General features: G+C 61.2%; 17 protein-coding genes. 16 read left to right on the top strand and 1 reads right to left on the bottom strand.

Annotated features, from left to right (window positions below; all coding sequences use genetic code 11):
- Positions 1-13: 13 nt before the first annotated feature.
- The 11 genes from ACA062_RS22105 to proC all read left to right on the top strand — a co-directional run bounded on the left by ACA062_RS22105 (position 14) and on the right by proC (position 13597).
- On the top strand, positions 14-1045 hold the full coding sequence (locus tag ACA062_RS22105) for a Zn-dependent oxidoreductase (RefSeq protein ID WP_497453006.1): 1032 nt from the start codon (positions 14-16) through the stop codon (positions 1043-1045).
- 69 nt (positions 1046-1114) lie between these two features.
- Positions 1115-2407: an MFS transporter gene (locus tag ACA062_RS22100; protein WP_497453005.1), complete on the top strand. Its 1293-nt coding sequence runs from the start codon at positions 1115-1117 to the stop codon at positions 2405-2407.
- Positions 2408-2434: 27 nt separating this feature from the next.
- On the top strand, positions 2435-3892 hold the full coding sequence (locus ACA062_RS22095; protein WP_497453004.1) for a mannitol dehydrogenase family protein: 1458 nt from the start codon (positions 2435-2437) through the stop codon (positions 3890-3892).
- A gap of 17 nt (positions 3893-3909) precedes the next feature.
- Positions 3910-5085, top strand: coding sequence for a mannonate dehydratase (uxuA, locus tag ACA062_RS22090; protein WP_497453003.1), 1176 nt, complete (start codon positions 3910-3912; stop codon positions 5083-5085).
- A 409-nt stretch (positions 5086-5494) separates the two neighbouring features.
- The gene (locus ACA062_RS22085; protein WP_497453002.1) at positions 5495-6259 is read left to right on the top strand and encodes an enoyl-CoA hydratase/isomerase family protein; all 765 of its coding nucleotides are present in this window, start codon (positions 5495-5497) and stop codon (positions 6257-6259) included.
- A 156-nt stretch (positions 6260-6415) separates the two neighbouring features.
- Positions 6416-7474, top strand: coding sequence for an ABC transporter substrate-binding protein (locus ACA062_RS22080; RefSeq protein ID WP_497453001.1), 1059 nt, complete (start codon positions 6416-6418; stop codon positions 7472-7474).
- Positions 7475-7486: 12 nt separating this feature from the next.
- Positions 7487-8557: an ABC transporter ATP-binding protein gene (locus ACA062_RS22075; protein ID WP_497453000.1), complete on the top strand. Its 1071-nt coding sequence runs from the start codon at positions 7487-7489 to the stop codon at positions 8555-8557.
- Positions 8554-10257 carry an ABC transporter permease subunit gene (locus ACA062_RS22070; protein ID WP_497452999.1) on the top strand — a complete coding sequence of 568 codons (1704 nt, stop codon included), beginning with the start codon at positions 8554-8556 and terminating at the stop codon, positions 10255-10257. The genes ACA062_RS22075 and ACA062_RS22070 overlap by 4 nt, the downstream gene beginning before the upstream one ends.
- A 3-nt stretch (positions 10258-10260) precedes the next feature.
- Positions 10261-11814 (top strand): AMP-binding protein, encoded by a 1554-nt coding sequence (locus ACA062_RS22065; protein ID WP_497452998.1) that lies wholly within the window; start codon positions 10261-10263, stop codon positions 11812-11814.
- Between the two features lie 130 nt (positions 11815-11944).
- Positions 11945-12748 carry an IclR family transcriptional regulator gene (locus ACA062_RS22060; protein WP_497452997.1) on the top strand — a complete coding sequence of 268 codons (804 nt, stop codon included), beginning with the start codon at positions 11945-11947 and terminating at the stop codon, positions 12746-12748.
- 57 nt (positions 12749-12805) lie between these two features.
- Entirely contained in the window at positions 12806-13597 is a 792-nt protein-coding gene (proC, locus tag ACA062_RS22055; protein ID WP_497452996.1) for a pyrroline-5-carboxylate reductase, read from the top strand.
- Between the two features lie 83 nt (positions 13598-13680).
- On the opposite strand, the gene ACA062_RS22050 is transcribed toward proC, so the two are convergent.
- On the bottom strand, positions 13681-14598 hold the full coding sequence (locus tag ACA062_RS22050; RefSeq protein ID WP_497452995.1) for a LysR family transcriptional regulator: 918 nt from the start codon (positions 14596-14598) through the stop codon (positions 13681-13683).
- 143 nt (positions 14599-14741) lie between these two features.
- Here ACA062_RS22050 and ACA062_RS22045 point away from each other — a divergent pair, with 143 nt between their 5' ends.
- The 5 genes from ACA062_RS22045 (at position 14742) to ACA062_RS22025 (ending at position 19062) form a co-directional block, all read left to right on the top strand.
- Positions 14742-15500 carry a 5-oxoprolinase subunit PxpA gene (locus tag ACA062_RS22045; protein ID WP_497452994.1) on the top strand — a complete coding sequence of 253 codons (759 nt, stop codon included), beginning with the start codon at positions 14742-14744 and terminating at the stop codon, positions 15498-15500.
- Between the two features lie 92 nt (positions 15501-15592).
- Positions 15593-15838 carry an acetyl-CoA carboxylase gene (locus ACA062_RS22040; protein ID WP_128869342.1) on the top strand — a complete coding sequence of 82 codons (246 nt, stop codon included), beginning with the start codon at positions 15593-15595 and terminating at the stop codon, positions 15836-15838.
- A gap of 10 nt (positions 15839-15848) precedes the next feature.
- Entirely contained in the window at positions 15849-17222 is a 1374-nt protein-coding gene (locus ACA062_RS22035) for an acetyl-CoA carboxylase biotin carboxylase subunit (protein WP_497452993.1), read from the top strand.
- The gene (locus tag ACA062_RS22030; RefSeq protein WP_497452992.1) at positions 17219-18091 is read left to right on the top strand and encodes a 5-oxoprolinase subunit B family protein; all 873 of its coding nucleotides are present in this window, start codon (positions 17219-17221) and stop codon (positions 18089-18091) included. Before ACA062_RS22035 ends, ACA062_RS22030 begins: the two co-directional genes overlap by 4 nt.
- Positions 18088-19062, top strand: coding sequence for a 5-oxoprolinase subunit C family protein (locus ACA062_RS22025; protein WP_497452991.1), 975 nt, complete (start codon positions 18088-18090; stop codon positions 19060-19062). The genes ACA062_RS22030 and ACA062_RS22025 overlap by 4 nt, the downstream gene beginning before the upstream one ends.
- Positions 19063-19152: the final 90 nt, after the last annotated feature.

Below are 19152 nucleotides of genomic sequence, written 5' to 3'. Positions count from 1 at the left end.
CAGGAGCTACCCGATGAAAGCTTTTCAAGTAAGAGCACCTTTTGAATTCGGCCTGGCGCAAGTCGAGGTGCCCCAAGTGGCGCGTGGTGAAGTCAAGGTAGACGTCGCCTACGCCGGTATCTGTGGCTCGGACATGCACATCATCCACGGGCAAAACGCCTTTGTGCGTTTTCCACGGGTGACCGGCCATGAGTTCTCAGGCGTGGTGCGCGAAGTGGGCGAGGGGGTCGAGAGCCTCAAGGTCGGCGACCGCGTGTGCATCGACCCGGTAATCAGCTGTGGCACCTGCTACCCGTGCCGGATCAACCGGCCGAACGTCTGCACTCGACTGCAAGTGATTGGCGTACACCGCGATGGCGGTTTCAGTGAGCAAGTCTGTGTGCCGGCCGACAATGCCCACCGCTTGCCTGACTCGATGTCGTTGAGCCACGCGGCGCTGGTGGAACCTTACTCCATCGCCCTCAACGTGCTCGATCGCATGCAGCCTCACCCGGGTGACAGCCTGTTGATCTACGGCGCGGGCGTGATTGGCCTGACGCTGGTGCAAATGGCCCGGGCGCTGGGGCTGACCGATATCACCGTGACCGACGTCATCGATACACGCCTGGAGACTGCCAAGGCCCTGGGCGCCAGCCGCACCCTCAACGGCAAGGATGTGGACGTCGAGGCAACCCTGCGCGATTTGACCCATGGCGAAGGCGTGCCGCTGATCGTCGACGCGGCCTGCATTCCGGCGCTGATGCCGCAAATGGTGCGCCTGGCCTCGCCAGCGGGGCGCATCGGCTTGCTGGGTTTCAACGCGGTGCCGAGCGACCTGGTGCAGCTGGAAATGATCAAGAAAGAGCTGACGCTGGTGGGATCGCGCCTGAACAATCGCAAGTTCCCACGGGTGATCGAATTGATCGCCAGCGGCAAATTGCAAGTCCAGGAAATGATCAGTCATCGCGTCAGCTTCGACGAAATGCCGGCGGCAATCGGGCTGATCGAAAGCCATCCCGAACAGACCCGCAAGGTCCTCGTGGAACTGAGCGGCGCTGATCAATAGTCATTTTGTAAATACTCGTGCCCACCTGGGCACCCTCACCGAAATAAACACAAAAAGCGGGAGGTTCCAATGTTTGGTCAAGGTCGCACGTTAATCATCATCATGCTGTTCCTGGCAGGCGTCATCAACTACCTGGATCGCTCGGCATTGTCCGTTGCGGCCCCGTTCATCCAGAAAGACTATGGTCTTTCGACGGGTGAGATGGGCATGATCTTCAGTAGTTTTTTCGTCGGTTATGCGGTGTTCAACTTTGTCGGCGGCTGGGCAGCCGACCGCTACGGCGCGAAAACCACGCTGTTGCTGGCAATGGTGCTGTGGTCGCTGTTCAGCGGTCTCACGGTGCTGACGATAGGCTTCGCCTCGCTGGTGTTCATCCGCATCCTGTTCGGCATGGGTGAAGGGCCGTTGAGCGTCACCACGAGCAAGATGGTCAACAACTGGTACACCCCGAAACAACGGGCGCGGGCGCTGGGTACCTCGATGTCCGGCACACCGTTGGGCGGCGCGATTTCAGGGCCGGTGGTGGGCTTTATCGCCATCAGTTACGGGTGGAAGGTGTCGTTCATCATCATTATGGTGATGGGCCTGATCTGGGCATTGGTGTGGTTCAAGTTCGTCAAGGACAAGCCTCAAGGCAAGGTCGCCGAGGAGATTCTGCAGGCCGAGGGCAAGAGCGACGTTGCGGCGCTGCCCGTTCATCCGCTGCGTTATTACCTCAAGCAACCGACGGTGCTGTACACCGCGCTGGCATTCTTTTCCTATAACTACACGCTGTTCTTCTTCCTGACCTGGTTCCCCAGCTACCTGACCATGGCCCACGGCCTGAACGTCAAGGACATGAGCATCGCCACAGTCATTCCCTGGCTTCTGGGTTTCCTCGGTTTGGCCTTGGGCGGTTTCATTTCCGACTTCGTGTTCAAGAAAACCGGGCGGATGATGTTCTCCCGCAAAGTGGTACTGGTGACTTGCCTGTTGGTCTGCGCCGCGTGTATCGCCTTTGCCGGGATCGTCAAAACCCTGTATCCGGCGGTCATCCTCGTCGCCTTGGCAGTGTTCTTCCTGTACCTCACCGGTGCGATCTACTGGGCGATCATCCAGGACACCGTGCCTGCGGCGCGGGTGGGTGGTGTCAGTGGCTTCATGCATTTTCTGGCTAACACCTCGGGCATCATTGGTCCAACCTTGACCGGCTTCCTGGTGCAATTTACCGGTTCGTTCACCAGTGCGTTCCTGCTGGCGGGACTCTTGACTGTGATCGGCGCCGTGTGTGTGGCGCGCTATGTCAAACCCCTTTCGGCGGCGGATTCCGGTCACTCGCAGGCACAAAGCCCGCAACCCATTTCGGCCCTGAACCAACAATAACCAGTCATAAACAGAAGGAGCTTGTCGATGCCTGTTGTGAAACGTGTGCCCTCTACCAGCCCTGCCCCTGAAATCGGCATCGTGCATCTTGGCCTGGGGGCGTTTCATCGCGCCCACCAGGCGGTCTACCTGCAACGCCATCTCAACCGCCATGGCGAAAGTGATTGGGGATTGTGCAGCGCGAACCTGCGCTCGAACCGCACATTGGTTGATCAATTGCGCGAGCAGGATGGCCGCTACCATGTGGCCGAGTATCGCGACCGCGAGCAGGTGACGCTGCGTGAGATCGGTGTATTGCGCCAGGCCTTATATGTAGGCGAGGGCGGCCATGAGCTGCAATTGCTGTTGCAGCGCATGGCCTCGCCGCAAACGCGGATCGTCACGCTCACCGTCACCGAGAAAGGCTACTGTCTTAACCCTGCCACCGGGCAGTTGCGCATTGACGACCCGGCGATTGCCCATGACATCGCCCATCCGCAAGCACCGCGCACAGCGCCCGGCATTGTCCTCGAAGCCCTGCGCCGCCGTCGCGCCGCAGGCATTCCAGCGTTCACCGTGTTGTGCTGCGACAATATGCCCGACAACGGCCAGCGCACTCGCCAGGCAGTGAGCGCATTGGCGGCGATGCAGGACGAAGGGTTGGCGCAGTGGGTCAACGACCACTTGGCGTTCCCTGGCTGCATGGTTGACCGGATCGTCCCCGCCATGGATGGCGAGTCCTTCGCTCGGCTGGAACAGCAACTTGACTGCCACGACCGTGCGGCCGTGGTCTGTGAAAGTTTCAGCCAATGGGTGATCGAGGATCACTTTCCTCTCGGGCGTCCGGATTGGGAGGTGGAAGGCGTACAGATGGTGGACGACGTACGCCCGTTTGAAACGATGAAACTGCGCATGCTCAACGGCAGCCATTCGTTGCTGGCCTACGTGGGTTTGCTGGCCGGCCACGAATCTGTGTTCGATGCCATCAACGATGCGGATCTGGCGTACTTCATCGAGCGCTACATGGCCCAGGAAGCGGCGCCCACCCTGGACATGCCGGCGGGCATCGATCTTGCGGACTATGCCAACGATCTGAAGGCGCGCTTTGCCAATGACAGCCTGCAACATCGCCTGCGCCAGATCGCCATGGACGGCTCGCAGAAACTGCCGCAACGCTGGTTGCTCGGCGCACAGCAGTTGCTCGACGAGGGACGCGGCCTGGCCTGCACCGCGTTGGGTATCGCTGCATGGATTCACTATTGCACGCAGCCGCTGCCCGACGGTTCCGCGCACGTTATTGACGACCCCTTGAGCGCGACCTTTGCCGATCTCGCAGGAAGATTCGAAGGCGCGTCGTTGGTGGATGCCTTTCTCGATCTGGACGAGGTTTTCCCGGCCGTGTTGTCCGATCGCGCAGCCTTTCGCGATGCCGTGCAACGCGCCTATGGCGACCTGGCCCGCGACGGCATAGGCAGTCTTTTGCACACCTTTGCTGCACACAATTAACAAGAAAGGAGAAAAACATGGAACAGACATGGCGTTGGTTTGGCCCCAAAGACCCGATCTCCCTGGCGGACGTCCGCCAAACCGGTGCGACCGGTATCGTCACCGCGTTGCACGAAATCCCCAATGGCGAAGTCTGGCCGGTGGAGGCCATCGCCGCGCGCAAACAGATGATCGAAGCCGCCGGCTTGAGCTGGTCGGTGGTGGAAAGCATTCCGGTGCATGAAGATATCAAGCGCGGCTGCGGCCGGCGTGACGAGTACATCGCCAACTACCAGCAAAGCGTGCGCAACCTTGCAAGTTGCGGCATCGATATCGTGTGCTACAACTTCATGCCGGTGTTGGACTGGACCCGCACCGACCTGGCCTGGGAGTTGGCGGATGGCGGTTGGGCGCTGCGTTTCGATCAAACCGCATTTGCCGCGTTCGACCTGTTCATCCTCCAGCGCCCGGATGCGCAAGCCGAATACAGCGCCGAGGATATCCAGCAGGCCAAGGCCTACTTCGAGCAACTGACGCCAGCCCAGACCGAATCGTTGGTCAACACCTTGATCGCCGGTTTACCTGGCGCCGAGGAACACTACAGCCTGGAAGACTTCCGGGCCTTGTTACGCACCTACGCCGAAATCGACGAAGCCAGGTTGCGTGAACACCTGGGGTATTTTTTGCGCGCGGTGATTCCGGTTGCAGAGGAAGTGGGCGTACGCATGGCGATCCACCCGGACGACCCACCCCGGGCGCTGCTCGGCTTGCCGCGCATCCTGTCCACCGCCGAAGACGCCCAATGGTTGCTGGACGCCGCCCCAAGCCCGGCCAATGGCCTGACGTTCTGCACCGGTTCCTATGGCGTACGGGAAGACAACGACCTGGTGGCGATGGCCAAGCACTTTGCGCCGTACATCTACTTTACCCACCTGCGCTCAACCCGCCGAGAGGCCGACCCGCGTAGCTTCCACGAAGCCCATCATCTGGACGGCGACGTCGACATGGTCGGGGTCATCAGTGCCCTGGTGGCAGAAGAACGCAGGCGTGAACGCGAAGGCGGCCCGCGCTTGCCGCTGCGTCCGGACCATGGGCATCAACTGCTCGACGATCAGTACCGTAAAAGCAACCCCGGCTATTCGCTGATCGGTCGCCTCAAGGGCCTGGCAGAAATCCGCGGCGTGGAATTGGCCGTGCGTCAACAGCTGGACTGATGGCTTGAAAAACTGAGCAAGTGGTAAGCGGGCAACCCCGTTTACTACAAGCTCTGCCGAGTCTCGTCGCCGCGCAAATGCCCTATACCGCCTACCAGGCGCGAGATGCGTTCGTGCGCCTGGCGAATCAGTCGCTCGTCCTGGCTTGCCAGTGCTTATTGAAACAGGTTTGCCCAATGGTCGATCTGCGCACGAGGCTCGGCCAGGCTTTCTTGAACACCTCCTCTCAGTAGACCTCGTAGCCGGTCGCGCTATCTCGCCGCCGTTGCCGAAAGGCACGCCATCGCCCGAAATTGCTCCCGATTAGCACACCCCTCAGATGACCCACCTCGAGCACGATCTTTCTGCTTGCGGGTAAATCAATTTAGTAATATCGTAATTAGACATTAACTATTGCATAGAGATAACCATGTCAAACATTGTGCTAGAAACTCAAGGTTCCGTGGCAGTTATCACCCTCAATCGTCCGGCAGTCCTCAACGCCTGGACCACGGCGATGCGCAACGAAATCATTGATGCCTTGCTGGCTTACGACGCTGACACGTCTATCAAGGCGCTGATCATGACCGGTGCTGGGGATCGTGCCTTTTCGGCGGGGCAAGACCTCTCCGAAGCCCATGATTTTGATGGTGAGCACGCGGTGCAATGGGTCGGTGAATGGGAGCGTTACTACGCCACCCTGCGGGGTCTGTCCAAGCCACTGGTTATCGCACTGAACGGCACTGCCGCCGGCTCTGCGTTCCAGGTCGCGTTGCTGGGCGATATCCGGGTCGGTCATCCGGGTGTGCGTATGGGTCAGCCCGAGATCAATTCCGGCATTCCAAGTACCACCGGGCCATGGATCATGAACAGCATGCTGGGGATGTCGCGGACCATCGAGCTGACCTTGACCGGACGCCTGATGGACGCCGAAGAGTGCCATCGCATCGGCCTGATTCACTACATGGTGCCGGCCAACGAAGTGTTCGCCAAAGCCCTGCAAGTGGCCAACGAATTGGCGAACAAGCCACCGGTCGCCATGCGCCTGGACAAGCAGCGCTTTCGCGAGATGAGCGACCCCGATTTCAAGAACTCGATTGAAGCCGGCCGGCGCTTGCAGAAAGAGGCGTACGACTCGGGAGAGCCTGCGCGCATGATGGAAGCGTTTTTCCAACAGCGGGCCAAACAGGCCTGATTAACAACCCGAAACTCGCCACTGGCCTGCACGGCCGGTGGCTACAACAATGCGCACGGCGGCGGCAATGTACCCTCACCGGCAACCCCCACGACCTTGTGAACTGCCGATGTCTTCGCCTTTTATCGATGCTTTCGTTTTTCGCAGGAGTCCTTCATGAGCAACCCAGAAAGCCCTGACCGTCGAAATCTGCTCAAGGCAGGCATGACCCTCGCGCTGGCCTGCAGCTTGCCGAGCGTTGTGCGTGCATCCGACCGCCAGATTATTGTTTCCGACCCCGGTGGCCCTTATACCAAGGCCTACCGCAAAGCGTTCTACGACCCGTTTGAACAAGCCACTGGCATCAAGGTGATCAGCGTCGCCCGCGAAGCGCAGCCGGTCGCGCAGCTCTCGGCCATGGTCAAGACCCGCAACTTCGTATGGGATGTCACGACCCTGACGATTTCCGCGGACATTCCCTATCTGGAAAGCCAGGGGTTCCTCGAACCTATCGGCCTGAGCAGCGCGGAGTTTCCGGACTTGCTGCCCGAGGCCATCACCCCGAATTTCCTGGGCGTCGATGTGTACTCCACCGTTCTGGCGTATCGCACCGATACCCTCAGCAATGCCCCGCAATCGTGGGCGGATTTCTGGAACGTCGAGAAATTCCCGGGCCGCCGCTGCCTTCGCCGCAGTCCGCTGGATACCCTGGAACAGGCCTTGCTGGCAGACGGCGTGGAGCTGGACGCGCTGTATCCGTTGGACGTCGATCGAGCCTTCAAAAGTCTGGACAAGATCAAGCCGCACATCGACCTGTGGTGGACCTCCGGGGCCCAGGCCATGCAAGCCATTCAGAGTGGTGAAGTGGACCTGATTTCGATCTGGAACGGTCGCGCCCAGGCCGCCCTGGAGAACGGTGCTCCGGTGCAGATCGTCTGGAACCAGGGGTTGTATTCCATTGAAGGGTGGGCCATTCCCAAAGGTACCCCTCGCGCTGACATGGCCAAGCAATTCGTGCGTTTTTGCGCTGATGCGAAGCGCCAGGCCGCGTTCACCGATGACCTGGCCTACGGCCCGACCAATCGCAAGTCCTTCGAGCAAATCCCCGCCGAACGGGCAGCGCTGCTACCGACGGCGCCGCAGAACCTGAAAAACATGCGCCTGCCCAGTCCCCAATGGTGGGAAGCGAACCGTACTCAGGTGACTGAACGTTTCAACGCCTGGATCTTGTCGTAAGGGAGTCGTTGCATGAGCGTAAAACTTGAAACACGTGGGCTGGGCAAGACCTATGGCCAGTTCGTCGCGCTGCAACCCACCGATATCCAGGTGCGCGAAGGGGAGTTTCTGACCCTGCTGGGGCCTTCAGGCTCAGGCAAATCGACCCTGCTGCAGATGATTTCGGGGCTGGTGCCGCCGAGCAGCGGGCAATTGCTGATCGACGGCCAGGAGGCCACGCACATCGCACCGGGCAAACGCGGCATCGGCCTGGTGTTTCAGAGCTATGCGCTGTTTCCACACATGAGTGTGCGCGACAATGTTGCTTACGGTCTGCGCATGCGCAAGTACGAGAAGCGCAAGCTCGAAAGCGCAGTCGACGATGCGCTGAACATGGTGCGCATGCACGAGTTCGCCCATCGATATCCCAGCGAACTCTCCGGCGGGCAACAGCAGCGTATTGCCCTGGCGCGCTGCTTCGCTTATCGGCCTTCGGTCATCCTGCTCGACGAACCCCTCGGCGCCCTGGACAAGAACCTGCGTGAGCACATGCAGCTGGAAATTCGCCGCATGCACAAGGAACTGGGGGCCACCTTCATCTATGTCACGCATGATCAGGAAGAAGCGCTGACCCTGTCTGATCGCATTTGCCTGATGAACAAGGCGCGCATAGAACAGCTGGCCACGCCGCAGGAGCTCTATGATCGTCCGGCCAGTCTGTTCGCCGCCGAGTTCATCGGTCACTCCAACGTGCTGCAGGGCAAGCGTGCCAACGCCACTCAGTTGCATGTCGAAGGGCGCCTGCTTGAACTCAGCGGCTGTGTCGGGCATGAAGTGTCGGCCAATGTCGACAGCAACGACGCCTTCGTCCTGGTGCGCCCGGAAGCGGCGCGTCTGACCGAGCCAGGCGCGGGGTTACTGGTGGGCAGTGTCGACGAATGCGTTTTCCTGGGCAGCGATACGCGTGCCTTGATCCGGCTGCCTTCGGGTGCCCGGTTCAGCGTGCGCTGCGCTCGGCATATCACCCCTCGTGTCGGGGATGACGTCGGAATCGCCTGGGACGCTCACCGTGCCACCTTGTTGCCTGCGCAGGTGCACCCATGAGCCTGCCTAAACGCCTGTTGCCGGCGATCCCGGCGCTGCTGTTCCTCGGTGTTTTCTTTCTGTTGCCGGTAGCAGAAATGCTGATGGGCAGTTTCCAGAACACCAGCGGCGAGCTGAGCCTGAGCAATTTCGAGCGCATCGCTTCGACCCCGGTGTATGGCCGGGTGTTGGGAATCACCTTCTGGATTTCGGCACTCACCGCCATGCTTTCAGTGCTGTTGGCCTATCCGGTGACTTATCTGCTGACGCGCTTGTCGCCCAGGGGGCGCGAGCGCTGGATGATCTGGATCATGCTGCCATTCTGGACCAGCTATCTGGTCAAGACTTACGCCTGGATGCTGTTGCTGTCGCGCAAGGGACTGGTCACCACCATGGTGGCGCAGTTCATCGACAATCCGTCGGGGATGGTGCCGGCATTGTCCGGCGTGCTGATCGGCATGGTTCACTCGATGCTGCCGTTGGCTGTCATCACACTGCTGCCGATCATGCGCAGTATCGATCAACGCCTGGCGCCCGCCGCGCAAACCCTCGGCGCCAGCGGCCCGATGAGCTTCTTCAGCATCTTCCTGCCATTGTCGGCGCCGGGCATCGCCGCTGCCGCGCTGCTGGTGTTCATTACCAGCCTGGGCTTCTTCATCGTCCCCGCGCTGCTGGGCTCGCCGCGGGAAATGATGGTTGCGCAGTTGGTGATCTCCTCGGTGCTCGATCTGTTCGACATGCACTTTGCCGGGGCACTGTCGGTCGTGCTGCTGATCTGTTCGTTGCTGGTGTTCGTGATCTACGACCGGGTCGCCGGGCTGTCCTCCCTTGGCGGAGAGGCACCCAAGGGCCGCCAGTCTGGCCTGGGTCTGCGCCTGTTGTTCGCCATCGGCCATGTCTGCTCGCGGTTCAGTTCCGGGCGTCAGCGGGGCGGTGATGGGGTGATGCTGCCCGGCTACAGTGTGCTGCTGGTCTTGCTCTTGATTTTGCCGGTGTTGGTGGTGATTCCCCTGGCCTTTACCAGCAGTCCATTCATTGCTTTCCCGCCCAAGCTCTACAGCTTCAAATGGTTTGCCGAGTTTTTCACCTCCCCGGTGTGGCAGGCGGCCTTGTTGCGCTCCTTCGGTGTGGGGTTGGCGACAGCGTTGCTGGCACTGGTGCTCGGGTTTGGCGCGACCATGGCCATGACCCGCATGTCGGCACGCTGGCGCAAAGGCCTGTTTGCGCTGTTCATCGCGCCCCTGATCGTGCCGCGTATCGTGATTGCCCTGGGGCTGCTTTACCTGTTCTCGCGGTTGGGCCTGGCCGGCAAGGACCTGGGCCTGGTTCTGGGCCATACGGTGCTGGCGTTGCCCTACGTGGTGGTGACCCTCGCGGCAGCGTTCCGGCAATACGACATGCGCCTGGACGATGCTGCACGCATCCTCGGCGCCGGCACCTTCACCCGGTTGCGCACGGTGACCCTGCCGCTGATGGCGGGCAGCCTGATGTCGGCGTTCCTGCTGGCGTTCATTACCTCGTTCGACGACCTGACTGTCGCCATCTTTGTCAGTGGCGGTATCAACACCACGCTGCCCAAGCAAATGTGGGACAGCATTCAGTTGGCGCTCACACCGACGCTGGCCGCGGTTTCCACCACGCTGCTGGGCTTCATTGTGCTGTTCGTTGTGGTTGCCCAATGGGTCGCGCGACGCTCTCTTTCCAAACGCCAAGGCGCCTGAACGATGCATAACTTTCCTAGCGAATATTTTCCGCAGCGCATTGCGAATGACCAATTGACCGCCGCGCCGCTGATCCACGCAGGCCTGATGAACGATGACAGCCGGGTGCGCATCACCTTCGAGGGGCGTTCGCTGCAAACGGCCGAACTGCGCGCGCGGGTGGCGGCGCTGCAAGCTGTGCTGGCCGCGCAGGGGCTGAAGCCCGGGCAAAGGGTGGCGGTGATGCTGGGCAACAGCGACGAGCAGATTGTGCTGATCTACGCGTTGATCCTGTCCGGGCTGGTGTGGATTCCGATCAATACCCGGTTGCGCGGTCCGGGTCTGGATTACCCGTTCGAACATGCCAGGCCCGAGTTGGTGGTGGCTGACGACGAGTTTGAGCCGCTGCTGCGACAAGGTGCGGCAGGCGCTCTGCCGTACCAGTCGATCGATGCACTGCACCGTGCCGCCCAGGCCTGCGCGGATGTTCCACTGCAGTGGGTCGACAGCGACAGTGATGCCGCGCTATGCCTGATCTATACCTCGGGCACGACCGGGGCGCCCAAGGGTGTGATGTTCACCCATCGCATGATGCGCATCGCCGGCGAGGCCGTGCTGTTGGTGGCCGATGTGCAAGCGGGCGACCGTCTGCTGCTATGGGAACCCTTGTGCCACATCGGTGGCGCGCAGATGTTGTTGCTGCCGTTTCTGGCCGACGTGCAATTGAATGTGGTGCAACGCTTCTCCGCGAGCCGGTTCTGGGCCCAATGTGAAGCGGTCGGGGCGACGCAAATGCATTATCTGGGCGGGGTGCTCGATATCCTCATGCAACAGGATCCCGCCACGTGGCCAATGCGGCATAGCCTGCGCACGCTGTGGGGGGCCGGGGTGTCGCTGAATAACTGGGCGGCTATCGAAAAACGCTTCGGCTGCCGATTGCGCGAATGCTACGGGATGACCGAGTGCGCCAGTTTCGCCACCCTCAACGCCAACAACAAACCGGGTTCGGTGGGCAAGGCTTTGCCCTGGTTGACGGTCGAGCTGCTGGACGCCGAGAACCAGCCGGTGGCCGTTGGGGAGTTGGGCGAGATCGTTTTGTCCAGTCCCGTCGAAGGGGTTTTTCTCCCCGGCTATCTGGATAACCCCACGGCCACCGCACAGGCGCTGCGCAACGGACGGTTGCACACCGGCGATATGGCCCGTTTCGATGCCGACGGCGATCTGTTTTTCGTCGGACGACGCACCGACAGCATGCGAGTACGCGGTGAGAACGTCTCGGCGTGGGAAGTGGAGCGCGTTTTCAGCAGTCATCCTGCGGTGCAAGCCTGTGCTGCCGTGGGCGTGCAATCGAAGATTGGCGAGCAGGAGATCCTGCTGTATGTCCAGTTCGAGGATAACGCGGTCGCGGATTGGCCCGCCGTCGTTCAATGGGCGAGCCAGCGATTGGCGTCTTACCAGCAACCGCGTTACTACCAGCGGATCGACAGTTTCGAGATGACGCCCAGCGAGCGGATCAAGAAGCACCTGTTGGCGCGAACCATCGAAGGCGCGTGGGACCGGCAGGGGCAAAACCCGTAGCGCCAAGCTCACGCGGGGACACCAAGGATTTGGTCATGAGTTCGCGCCAAGCGACAGGCATTCAGTGAATAGCGATAGACTATGTCGTACAACCCCCACTATTTCATTCACTACGCGATGTAACGTACCCATGGCTAATCCCCGCTTGCCGAAAAAAACGGTAACTGATCCCACTGCTTCCTCGCTGTACGTGCAATCCGTGGAGAAAGCCATGAAAGTACTCATGGCCTTCGATGGCAGCCAACGGCAATTGTCGTTATCGGAAATTGCCGGGCTGACCGGCATGGACCTCAGCGCAGCGCAACGCTTCACCTATACGCTCGCCACCTTGGGTTACTTGAACAAGGACCATGGCAAGAAATACGAGTTGTCCCCCAAGCTGCTCGATTTCACCTTCCACTACCTCAGCTCCAGCGAATTGGTTAACCGCGCTGCGCCCTATCTGCAGCAACTGAGCGCGGAAACCGAAGAAGCGACCAACCTCACCGTCATGGACAACACAGACATTGTCTTCGTCCAGCGGATCGTCAGTCGTCACGTCTTCAATGCCAACGTCATTGTCGGTACGCGCCTGCCCGCGTGGTGCACCGCACCCGGCCTGGCGCTGCTCGCCACCTACCCGGATGACGAAGTCAACGATATCTTCGACCGCAGTCATTTTGTCCAGCACACCCCGGCCACCATCACCGACCGTGGGCAGATCTGGGCACACGTGGAGCAGGTCCGCCAGCAACGTTTTGCCCATGTCGAGGACCAGTTCTTCTACGGTGATGTTTCTACTGCCGCGGCCATTCTGGATGGGTCGGGGCGCGGGATTGGCGCGGTTAACGTGGCGGTGTCGCGCTCGCGCTGGGTCGCGGAGCGGGATATGCAACGCTACGCCGATCTGCTGATTTCCACCGCTTCTTCGATTTCAGCCAAGCGCAAAGCCTGAGCTGACACGATGCATCTTTTTTGAAACAAGTCATGCGACTGACTGGGAGAACACACCATGAACGTTCTTTTTATTGGCTACGGACGTATGGGCAGCGCCATCGGAGAAGCCTGGCTGGCAACGGGTCTGGTGGATACCGTCAGCGCCATTGACCCGCACCAGCCTCCCGGTCTTGGGGCAGCCTTGTACGAGGATATGCAAGCTGTTCCGGAACAGGCATTCGAACTGATTGTCATCGCGGTCAAACCCGACAAAGTGTGCAGCGTCGCGGCGTCCCTGCCCGACATTATCTGCCAGGGCGCGGTGGTCATTTCAGTCGCCGCCGGTATCACCACCGAAGCCTTGGATCATGCTCTTTCCCGGCGCTGTCCGGTGATTCGCGCCATGCCCAATACCTCGGTGCTGGTCAATGCCGGTTGCACAGCGCTATACACCGATTCGCGGCTCGATGGCGCGCGCCGTGCCTTGGTCAGCCGATTGTTCGACAGCGTGGGGCGCAGCTACTGGCTTGAGCACGAACGCCAGCTTGATGCAGTCACCGCTATTTCAGGCAGTGGCCCGGCCTACTACCACCTGTTCAGTGAAGCCTTGGCCCAGGCCGGAGTCCTTCTCGGACTGGCGCCCGAATTGGCGCTTGACCTGGCCAGCCAGACCGCTTTTGGCGCCGCTTGCCAGCAGATCCGGGAAGACGCGAACATTGTCGATTTACGCACCGCCGTCACCTCGCCCAAAGGCACGACTGCAGCGGCAATTGCCGTCTTCGAGCAGGACCAGGCGCTTCGCCGCTTGATTGAAGCGGCAACGCAAGCGGCCTATCGGCGCTCGCAAGAACTATCGACAGGTAGTTAAGGCGATCCCTTGCTGCAAACAGACAAGTCCAAATCACCCGCTTGTCTGGCGAGCAGTCAGCAGCCCCGTAGTGCCATCTTCTTTCAACGTCGCGCAGATAACTGTTGCGGCGCCAGAAAGGCATCGTGGAAGTAGTTGCGAAACGCTTGCATGGCCGGGCTGAAATTGCGTTCACGATGCCAGGCCAGGCCGACACTCATGGGGGTGACCTTGTCGGTGACCGTCAGGGTTTCGATGCGTTTGCCCTCCAGCGACCAGGGGCGATGCACCAGGTCCGAGAGGATCGCCACGCCGCTGCCATTGGCAACCATGCTGCGCACCGCTTCCACGGAGCTGGTTCGCACGCGCACGTTGGGTTGCTGGTGCGCGTGTTCCCAATAACGCATGGCGCTTTGTTCGGCTTCGTCGACGGTCAACAGGATGTAGGGTTCCTTCGCCACGTCGGCGAGGCTGACGGCGGAGCGTTCGCACAGCGGATGGTGGCTGGGCAGCCAGAGCCGGCGTTCGGAATTGAACAGGATTTCCGAGACGATGTCCGGGTGAGTAAGGTTCGCGGTGAGCACCACCGCCATGTCGAATCGGCCTTCCAGCAAACCTTGTTCGATGGCCTGGCGTTCTTGTTCGTGGACTTCGATGGCCACGTCCGGGTGCCAGTGTTCCAGCCGTTGCAGATGGTGCGGCAGGAAGTACCCGATCACCGTGTAGCTGGCGGCCAGGCGCAGCCGCCCGCTGGCGCGGACGTCGGGCAGCGGGCTGTTCAAAGCGTCGTCGACGCTGCGCAAGATCACATAGGCCCGATTGAGAAAATGCCGCCCGGCATCGGTCAGGCTCATGCCCTGGGCCGAACGCTGGAACAGCAAGGTGCCGAGCATGCCTTCCAGTTCCTTGATCGCCGTGGTCACCGCCGACTGGGAAATATTCAAATGAATGGCCGCTTGAGAAATTTGCCCGATCTCGGCGGTGGCGACGAAATAGCGGACCTGGCGCAGGGTCAGTGACATGAGCACTCCGGACTTTTGGGTATCTGTTTTTCAGAGGCTATCTGTTTTTCAGAAGATGGCCCATCTGATAATAGATCTTCCCAAGGGGTTGAGAGGAATCTAACGTGGCTTGCATGAAGTCACAAGCGTCAGGAGCAAGTGTCATGCAGGCAGTAGATTTCAACTCGGACATGGGCGAAGGCTTCGGTCCATGGACCATCGGCGATGGCGTCGACCATGAGCTGATGGGCTTCATCAGTTCGGCCAACATCGCCACCGGCTTTCATGCCGGGGACCCCAGCACCATGCGCCGCACGGTGGAACAGGCCAAGCGCCTGGGCGTCGCCATCGGCGCGCATCCAGGGTTTCGCGACCTGGTGGGTTTTGGCCGTCGGCACATCAATGCGCCGGCCCAGGAACTGGTGGACGACATGCTCTACCAGTTGGGCGCCCTGCGTGAACTCGCCCGGGTTCAAGGGGTGGCGCTGCAACACATCAAACCCCACGGCGCGCTCTACATGCACTTGGCGCGGGATGAGGAGGCCGCCCGTTTGCTGGTGGAAAACCTGCGGCGTCTGGAGCCTGGGTTACTGCTGTATTGCATGCCCGATTCAGTGATCTGGCACGTCGCCAAGGAACTCGGTCAACCGGTCATCCGCGAGTTCTACGCCGACCGCGAGTACGACCTCAGCGGCTCCATCGTCTTCACCCGCAACGTGCGCGCCTACGATCCGGCCCAGGTGGCCGCGCGGGTGCTGCGTGCCTGTCAGGAAGGCGTGGTGCGCACCGTCGAGGGTCAGGACCTGGCGATCGAATTCGATTCCATCTGTTTGCACAGCGACACGCCGGGCGCTCTGGCGTTGGTCGAAGCCACGCGTAACGCACTCGATAGCGCCGGGATCAAGGTTCGCGCACCGCGCTGAATCAGCACGAAACACCCGGTACACAGACGCCAGGGTTTGAACACCGATTTATTTTTGCCTGCCTTTCTACAACTATTCCAAGAGGAACAGACATGGCCGAACACACTGTCATCACCCCATTACCCGGGACCTTCTACCGCAAAGCCACGCCCGAGTCGGCGAACTTCGTCGAGGAGGGCGCGCAGGTCAACGCCGACACGGTGATTGGCCTGATCGAGGTCATGAAGCAGTTTTCCGAACTGACCGCCGGGACGGCCGGTCGCCTTGGCGCATTTCTGGTCGAAGACGGCGATCCGGTGGAACCGGGTCAGGTTGTCGCAACACTCGACGACGAGTGAGGGCGCGATCATGACTCAAGGCATTCGTAAATTACTGATCGCCAACCGTGGCGAGATTGCCGTGCGGATTATCCGCGCCGCCAAAGCACTGGGCATCCCCACCGTCGCCGCGTGCAGCGAAGCGGACATCGACTCCCAGGCTGCGCGCATGGCCGATGAGGTGCACCTGCTCGGTCCCGCCCGCGCCGACAAAAGTTACCTGAACGTCGCAGCATTGCTCGGCGCCTTGAAAGCCACGGGGGCCAATGCAGTCCATCCCGGTTATGGCTTTCTCTCGGAGAACGCCGACTTCGCCGAGGCGGTCATCGCCGCCGGCGCTATTTTCGTCGGGCCGAGCCCGGAGACGATCCGGCGCATGGGCGATAAAGCCGAGGCGCGACGCACGGCTCAAGCGGCGGGCGTACCGGTGGTGCCGGGGTCCCCTGGTGAACTGTTTGACGTCGAGTCGGCACTCGAGGCGGCCGAATCCGTCGGCTTCCCACTGCTGATCAAAGCCTCGGCCGGTGGCGGCGGGCGGGGGATTCGCCTGGCTGAAAACCCCCGGCAACTGAGCGAGGAGTTTCCCCGTTCCCAGCGTGAAGCCCAGGCGGCATTTGGTAATGGCGCGGTGTACCTGGAGCGGTTTATCAGCAAGGCCCGGCACATCGAAGTGCAAGTGTTGGGCGATGGCCTGCACGCCGTGCACTTGTTCGAGCGCGAGTGTTCGCTGCAACGTCGGCGCCAGAAGATTTTTGAAGAAGCGCCGTCGCCGGCACTCAGCCAGCAACAACGCGAGACGCTCTGTGCCAGCGCCGTGCGCCTCACCGAGTCGCTGGGCTACAAGGGGGCCGGGACGCTGGAGTACCTGTATGACGACGCGACGGGCGAGTTTTTCTTTATCGAGATGAACACGCGGATTCAGGTGGAGCACCCGGTCAGCGAGCTGATCACCGGGATCGATCTGGTCCAGGCGATGTTGCGCATTGCCGGTGGCGAGCCGCTGGGCTTCAAGCAAAGTGACATCCGGCTCAACGGCGCCGCGCTGCAAATGCGCCTGAACGCTGAAGATCCGGCGCGGGACTTCTTCCCCAGCCCAGGCGTGGTCGAGGCGCTGGTCTGGCCGCTAGGGCAGGGGGTGCGTGTCGACACCCATCTCTATCAAGGCTACCGCGTGCCGCCGTACTATGACTCGCTGTTGGCCAAGCTGATTGTCCACGGTCGCGACCGTGCCGAAGCCTTGGCCCGCGCGCGCACGGCGGTGGAACAGACCACTCTCACCGGCATGGCCAGCACCTTGGCGCTGCACGGCGAATTGCTGGAACAACCGTGGCTGCACAGCGCCGACTTCCACACCGGCACCCTGGAAACCTGGCTGGCCGAGCGCCGCAGCGGAGGTGAAGCATGAGTCATCCTATCCGTTACAGTTTTGGCGCCGATGAGCATTTGTTCGCCGAAGTCAGCGACAGCATGTCCCTTGAAGCCTTCTTCAAAGGCCTGGCGGTCACCCGCGCGGTGGAGCGTCTGGCGCTGGATGGCGTGCTTGATGTGTGCCTGGCCAATGCCTCGTTCCAGATTCGGTTTGATCCGGATCGCATTGCGCCTTTCGACCTGCTTGAAGCGGTGAAAATCGCCGAGGCCGGGGCGGTCGCCGAACGCACGTTGCAGACGCGGATCATCGAGATTCCGGTGCTCTATAACGATCCCTGGACCCATGAAACCCTGATGCGTTTTCGCGACCGTCATCAGGACCCGAGCGCGACGGACCTGGAGTACGCCGCGCGCATCAACGGCCTGGCGGACGTCGAAGCCTTCATTGCCGCCCACAGTGGCGCGCCGTGGTTTGTCTCGATGGTCGGCTTCGTCGCGGGCCTGCCGTTCATGTTCCAGATGGTCGAGCGCGAGCGTCAATTGCAGGTGCCCAAGTACCTGCGACCCCGTACCGACACCCCGAAACTGACCCTCGGCCACGGCGGTTGCTTCGGTTGCATCTACTCGGTGCGTGGCGCCGGTGGTTATCAGATGTTTGGTGTCACGCCGGCACCGATCTACGACCCACAGCAAACCCTGGCGTACCTGAAAGAGCACATGGTGTTTTTCCGTCCGGGCGACATCGTCCAGTTCAAACCGATGGACCGCGAAGCGTATGACCACGCCGTCGCCGAAGTGGAAGCGGGGCGTTTCGATCTGCGGATTCGTCCGGTGGCGTTCTCGCTGGACGCATTCCTGGCCGACCCCGTTGGCTATCCCAAGTCGTTGCAGGAGGTGCTGGCATGATCAAGGTACTCAAACCCGGTCTCGCCACATCGGTACAGGATCTGGGCCGCGAAGGTTACTACCACCTCGGCATTCCACCCTCCGGTGCGCTCGACCAATACGCCCTGAGCGCGGCCAATCAACTGGTCGGCAACCCGGCAGGGGCGGCAGCGCTGGAATGCACGCTGTTGGGGCCGGAGCTGGAGTTTCAGCAAGACGCCTTGGTGGCGGTGTGCGGTGCGCACATGACGCCCCGTGTCGATGGTGTGGAAATGCACCACGACACGGCGTTCTCGGTGAAGGCCGGGCAAGTGCTGCGCTTTGACTTCCCCAAGGCCGGCGCGCGCGCCTATCTGGCGGTTGCCGGAGGCATCGATGTGCCGGTGGTGCTGGGCAGTCGCTCCACCTATGCGTTGGGCGCACTCGGTGGTTTTCAGGGGCGCAGGCTGGTGGCCGGTGATGAACTGCCCGTCGGTATCGCCAGCGGTAAAAGCCGCGCCGGGGCCAGTTTGCCCATGGCCCTGCGGCAATCATTGGGTGGCGAAATCACCCTGCGTGTGGTGCCGGGTCTGTATTACGAGCGCCTGACGCCAGCGGCAGCGGATAGTTTTTTTGCCGAGCCCTGGACAGTCGGTTCGGAAGCCGACCGCATCGGCTATCGCTTCAAGGGCGGCAGTGCACTGAGCTTTCAGCCGCGTGAGCAGCCGTTCGGTGCAGGCTCGGACCCGTCGAATATCGTCGACAGTTGCTACCCGATCGGTTCGATCCAGGTTCCGGCCGGGCTGGAACCTATCGTGTTGCACCGCGACGCGGTGTCCGGTGGCGGCTACGCCATGATTGGCACGGTGATCAGCGCCGACCTCGACTTGATCGGCCAGATGCAACCCAACCAGAAGGCCCGCTTCCAAGCGGTCACCCTGGATGAGGCGCTGCAAGCGCGACGTTCCTATAAGAAAAAACTCAGCTGCCTGAGCAAGCTGTTCCCTTCCTGATTCTGCCCGCCGCATCGCGCGGGTCATGCCAAACGGTAAGCCAACGCCGCACTCCGGTGCGGTGGCGGCTGCCCGCGCTTCAACCTTTGA

The sequence above is a fragment of the Pseudomonas sp. LBUM1679 genome (assembly GCF_059695565.1).
The sequence above is the reverse complement of the archived record's forward strand: the minus strand, read 5'-3'. Positions and strand labels throughout refer to the sequence as shown.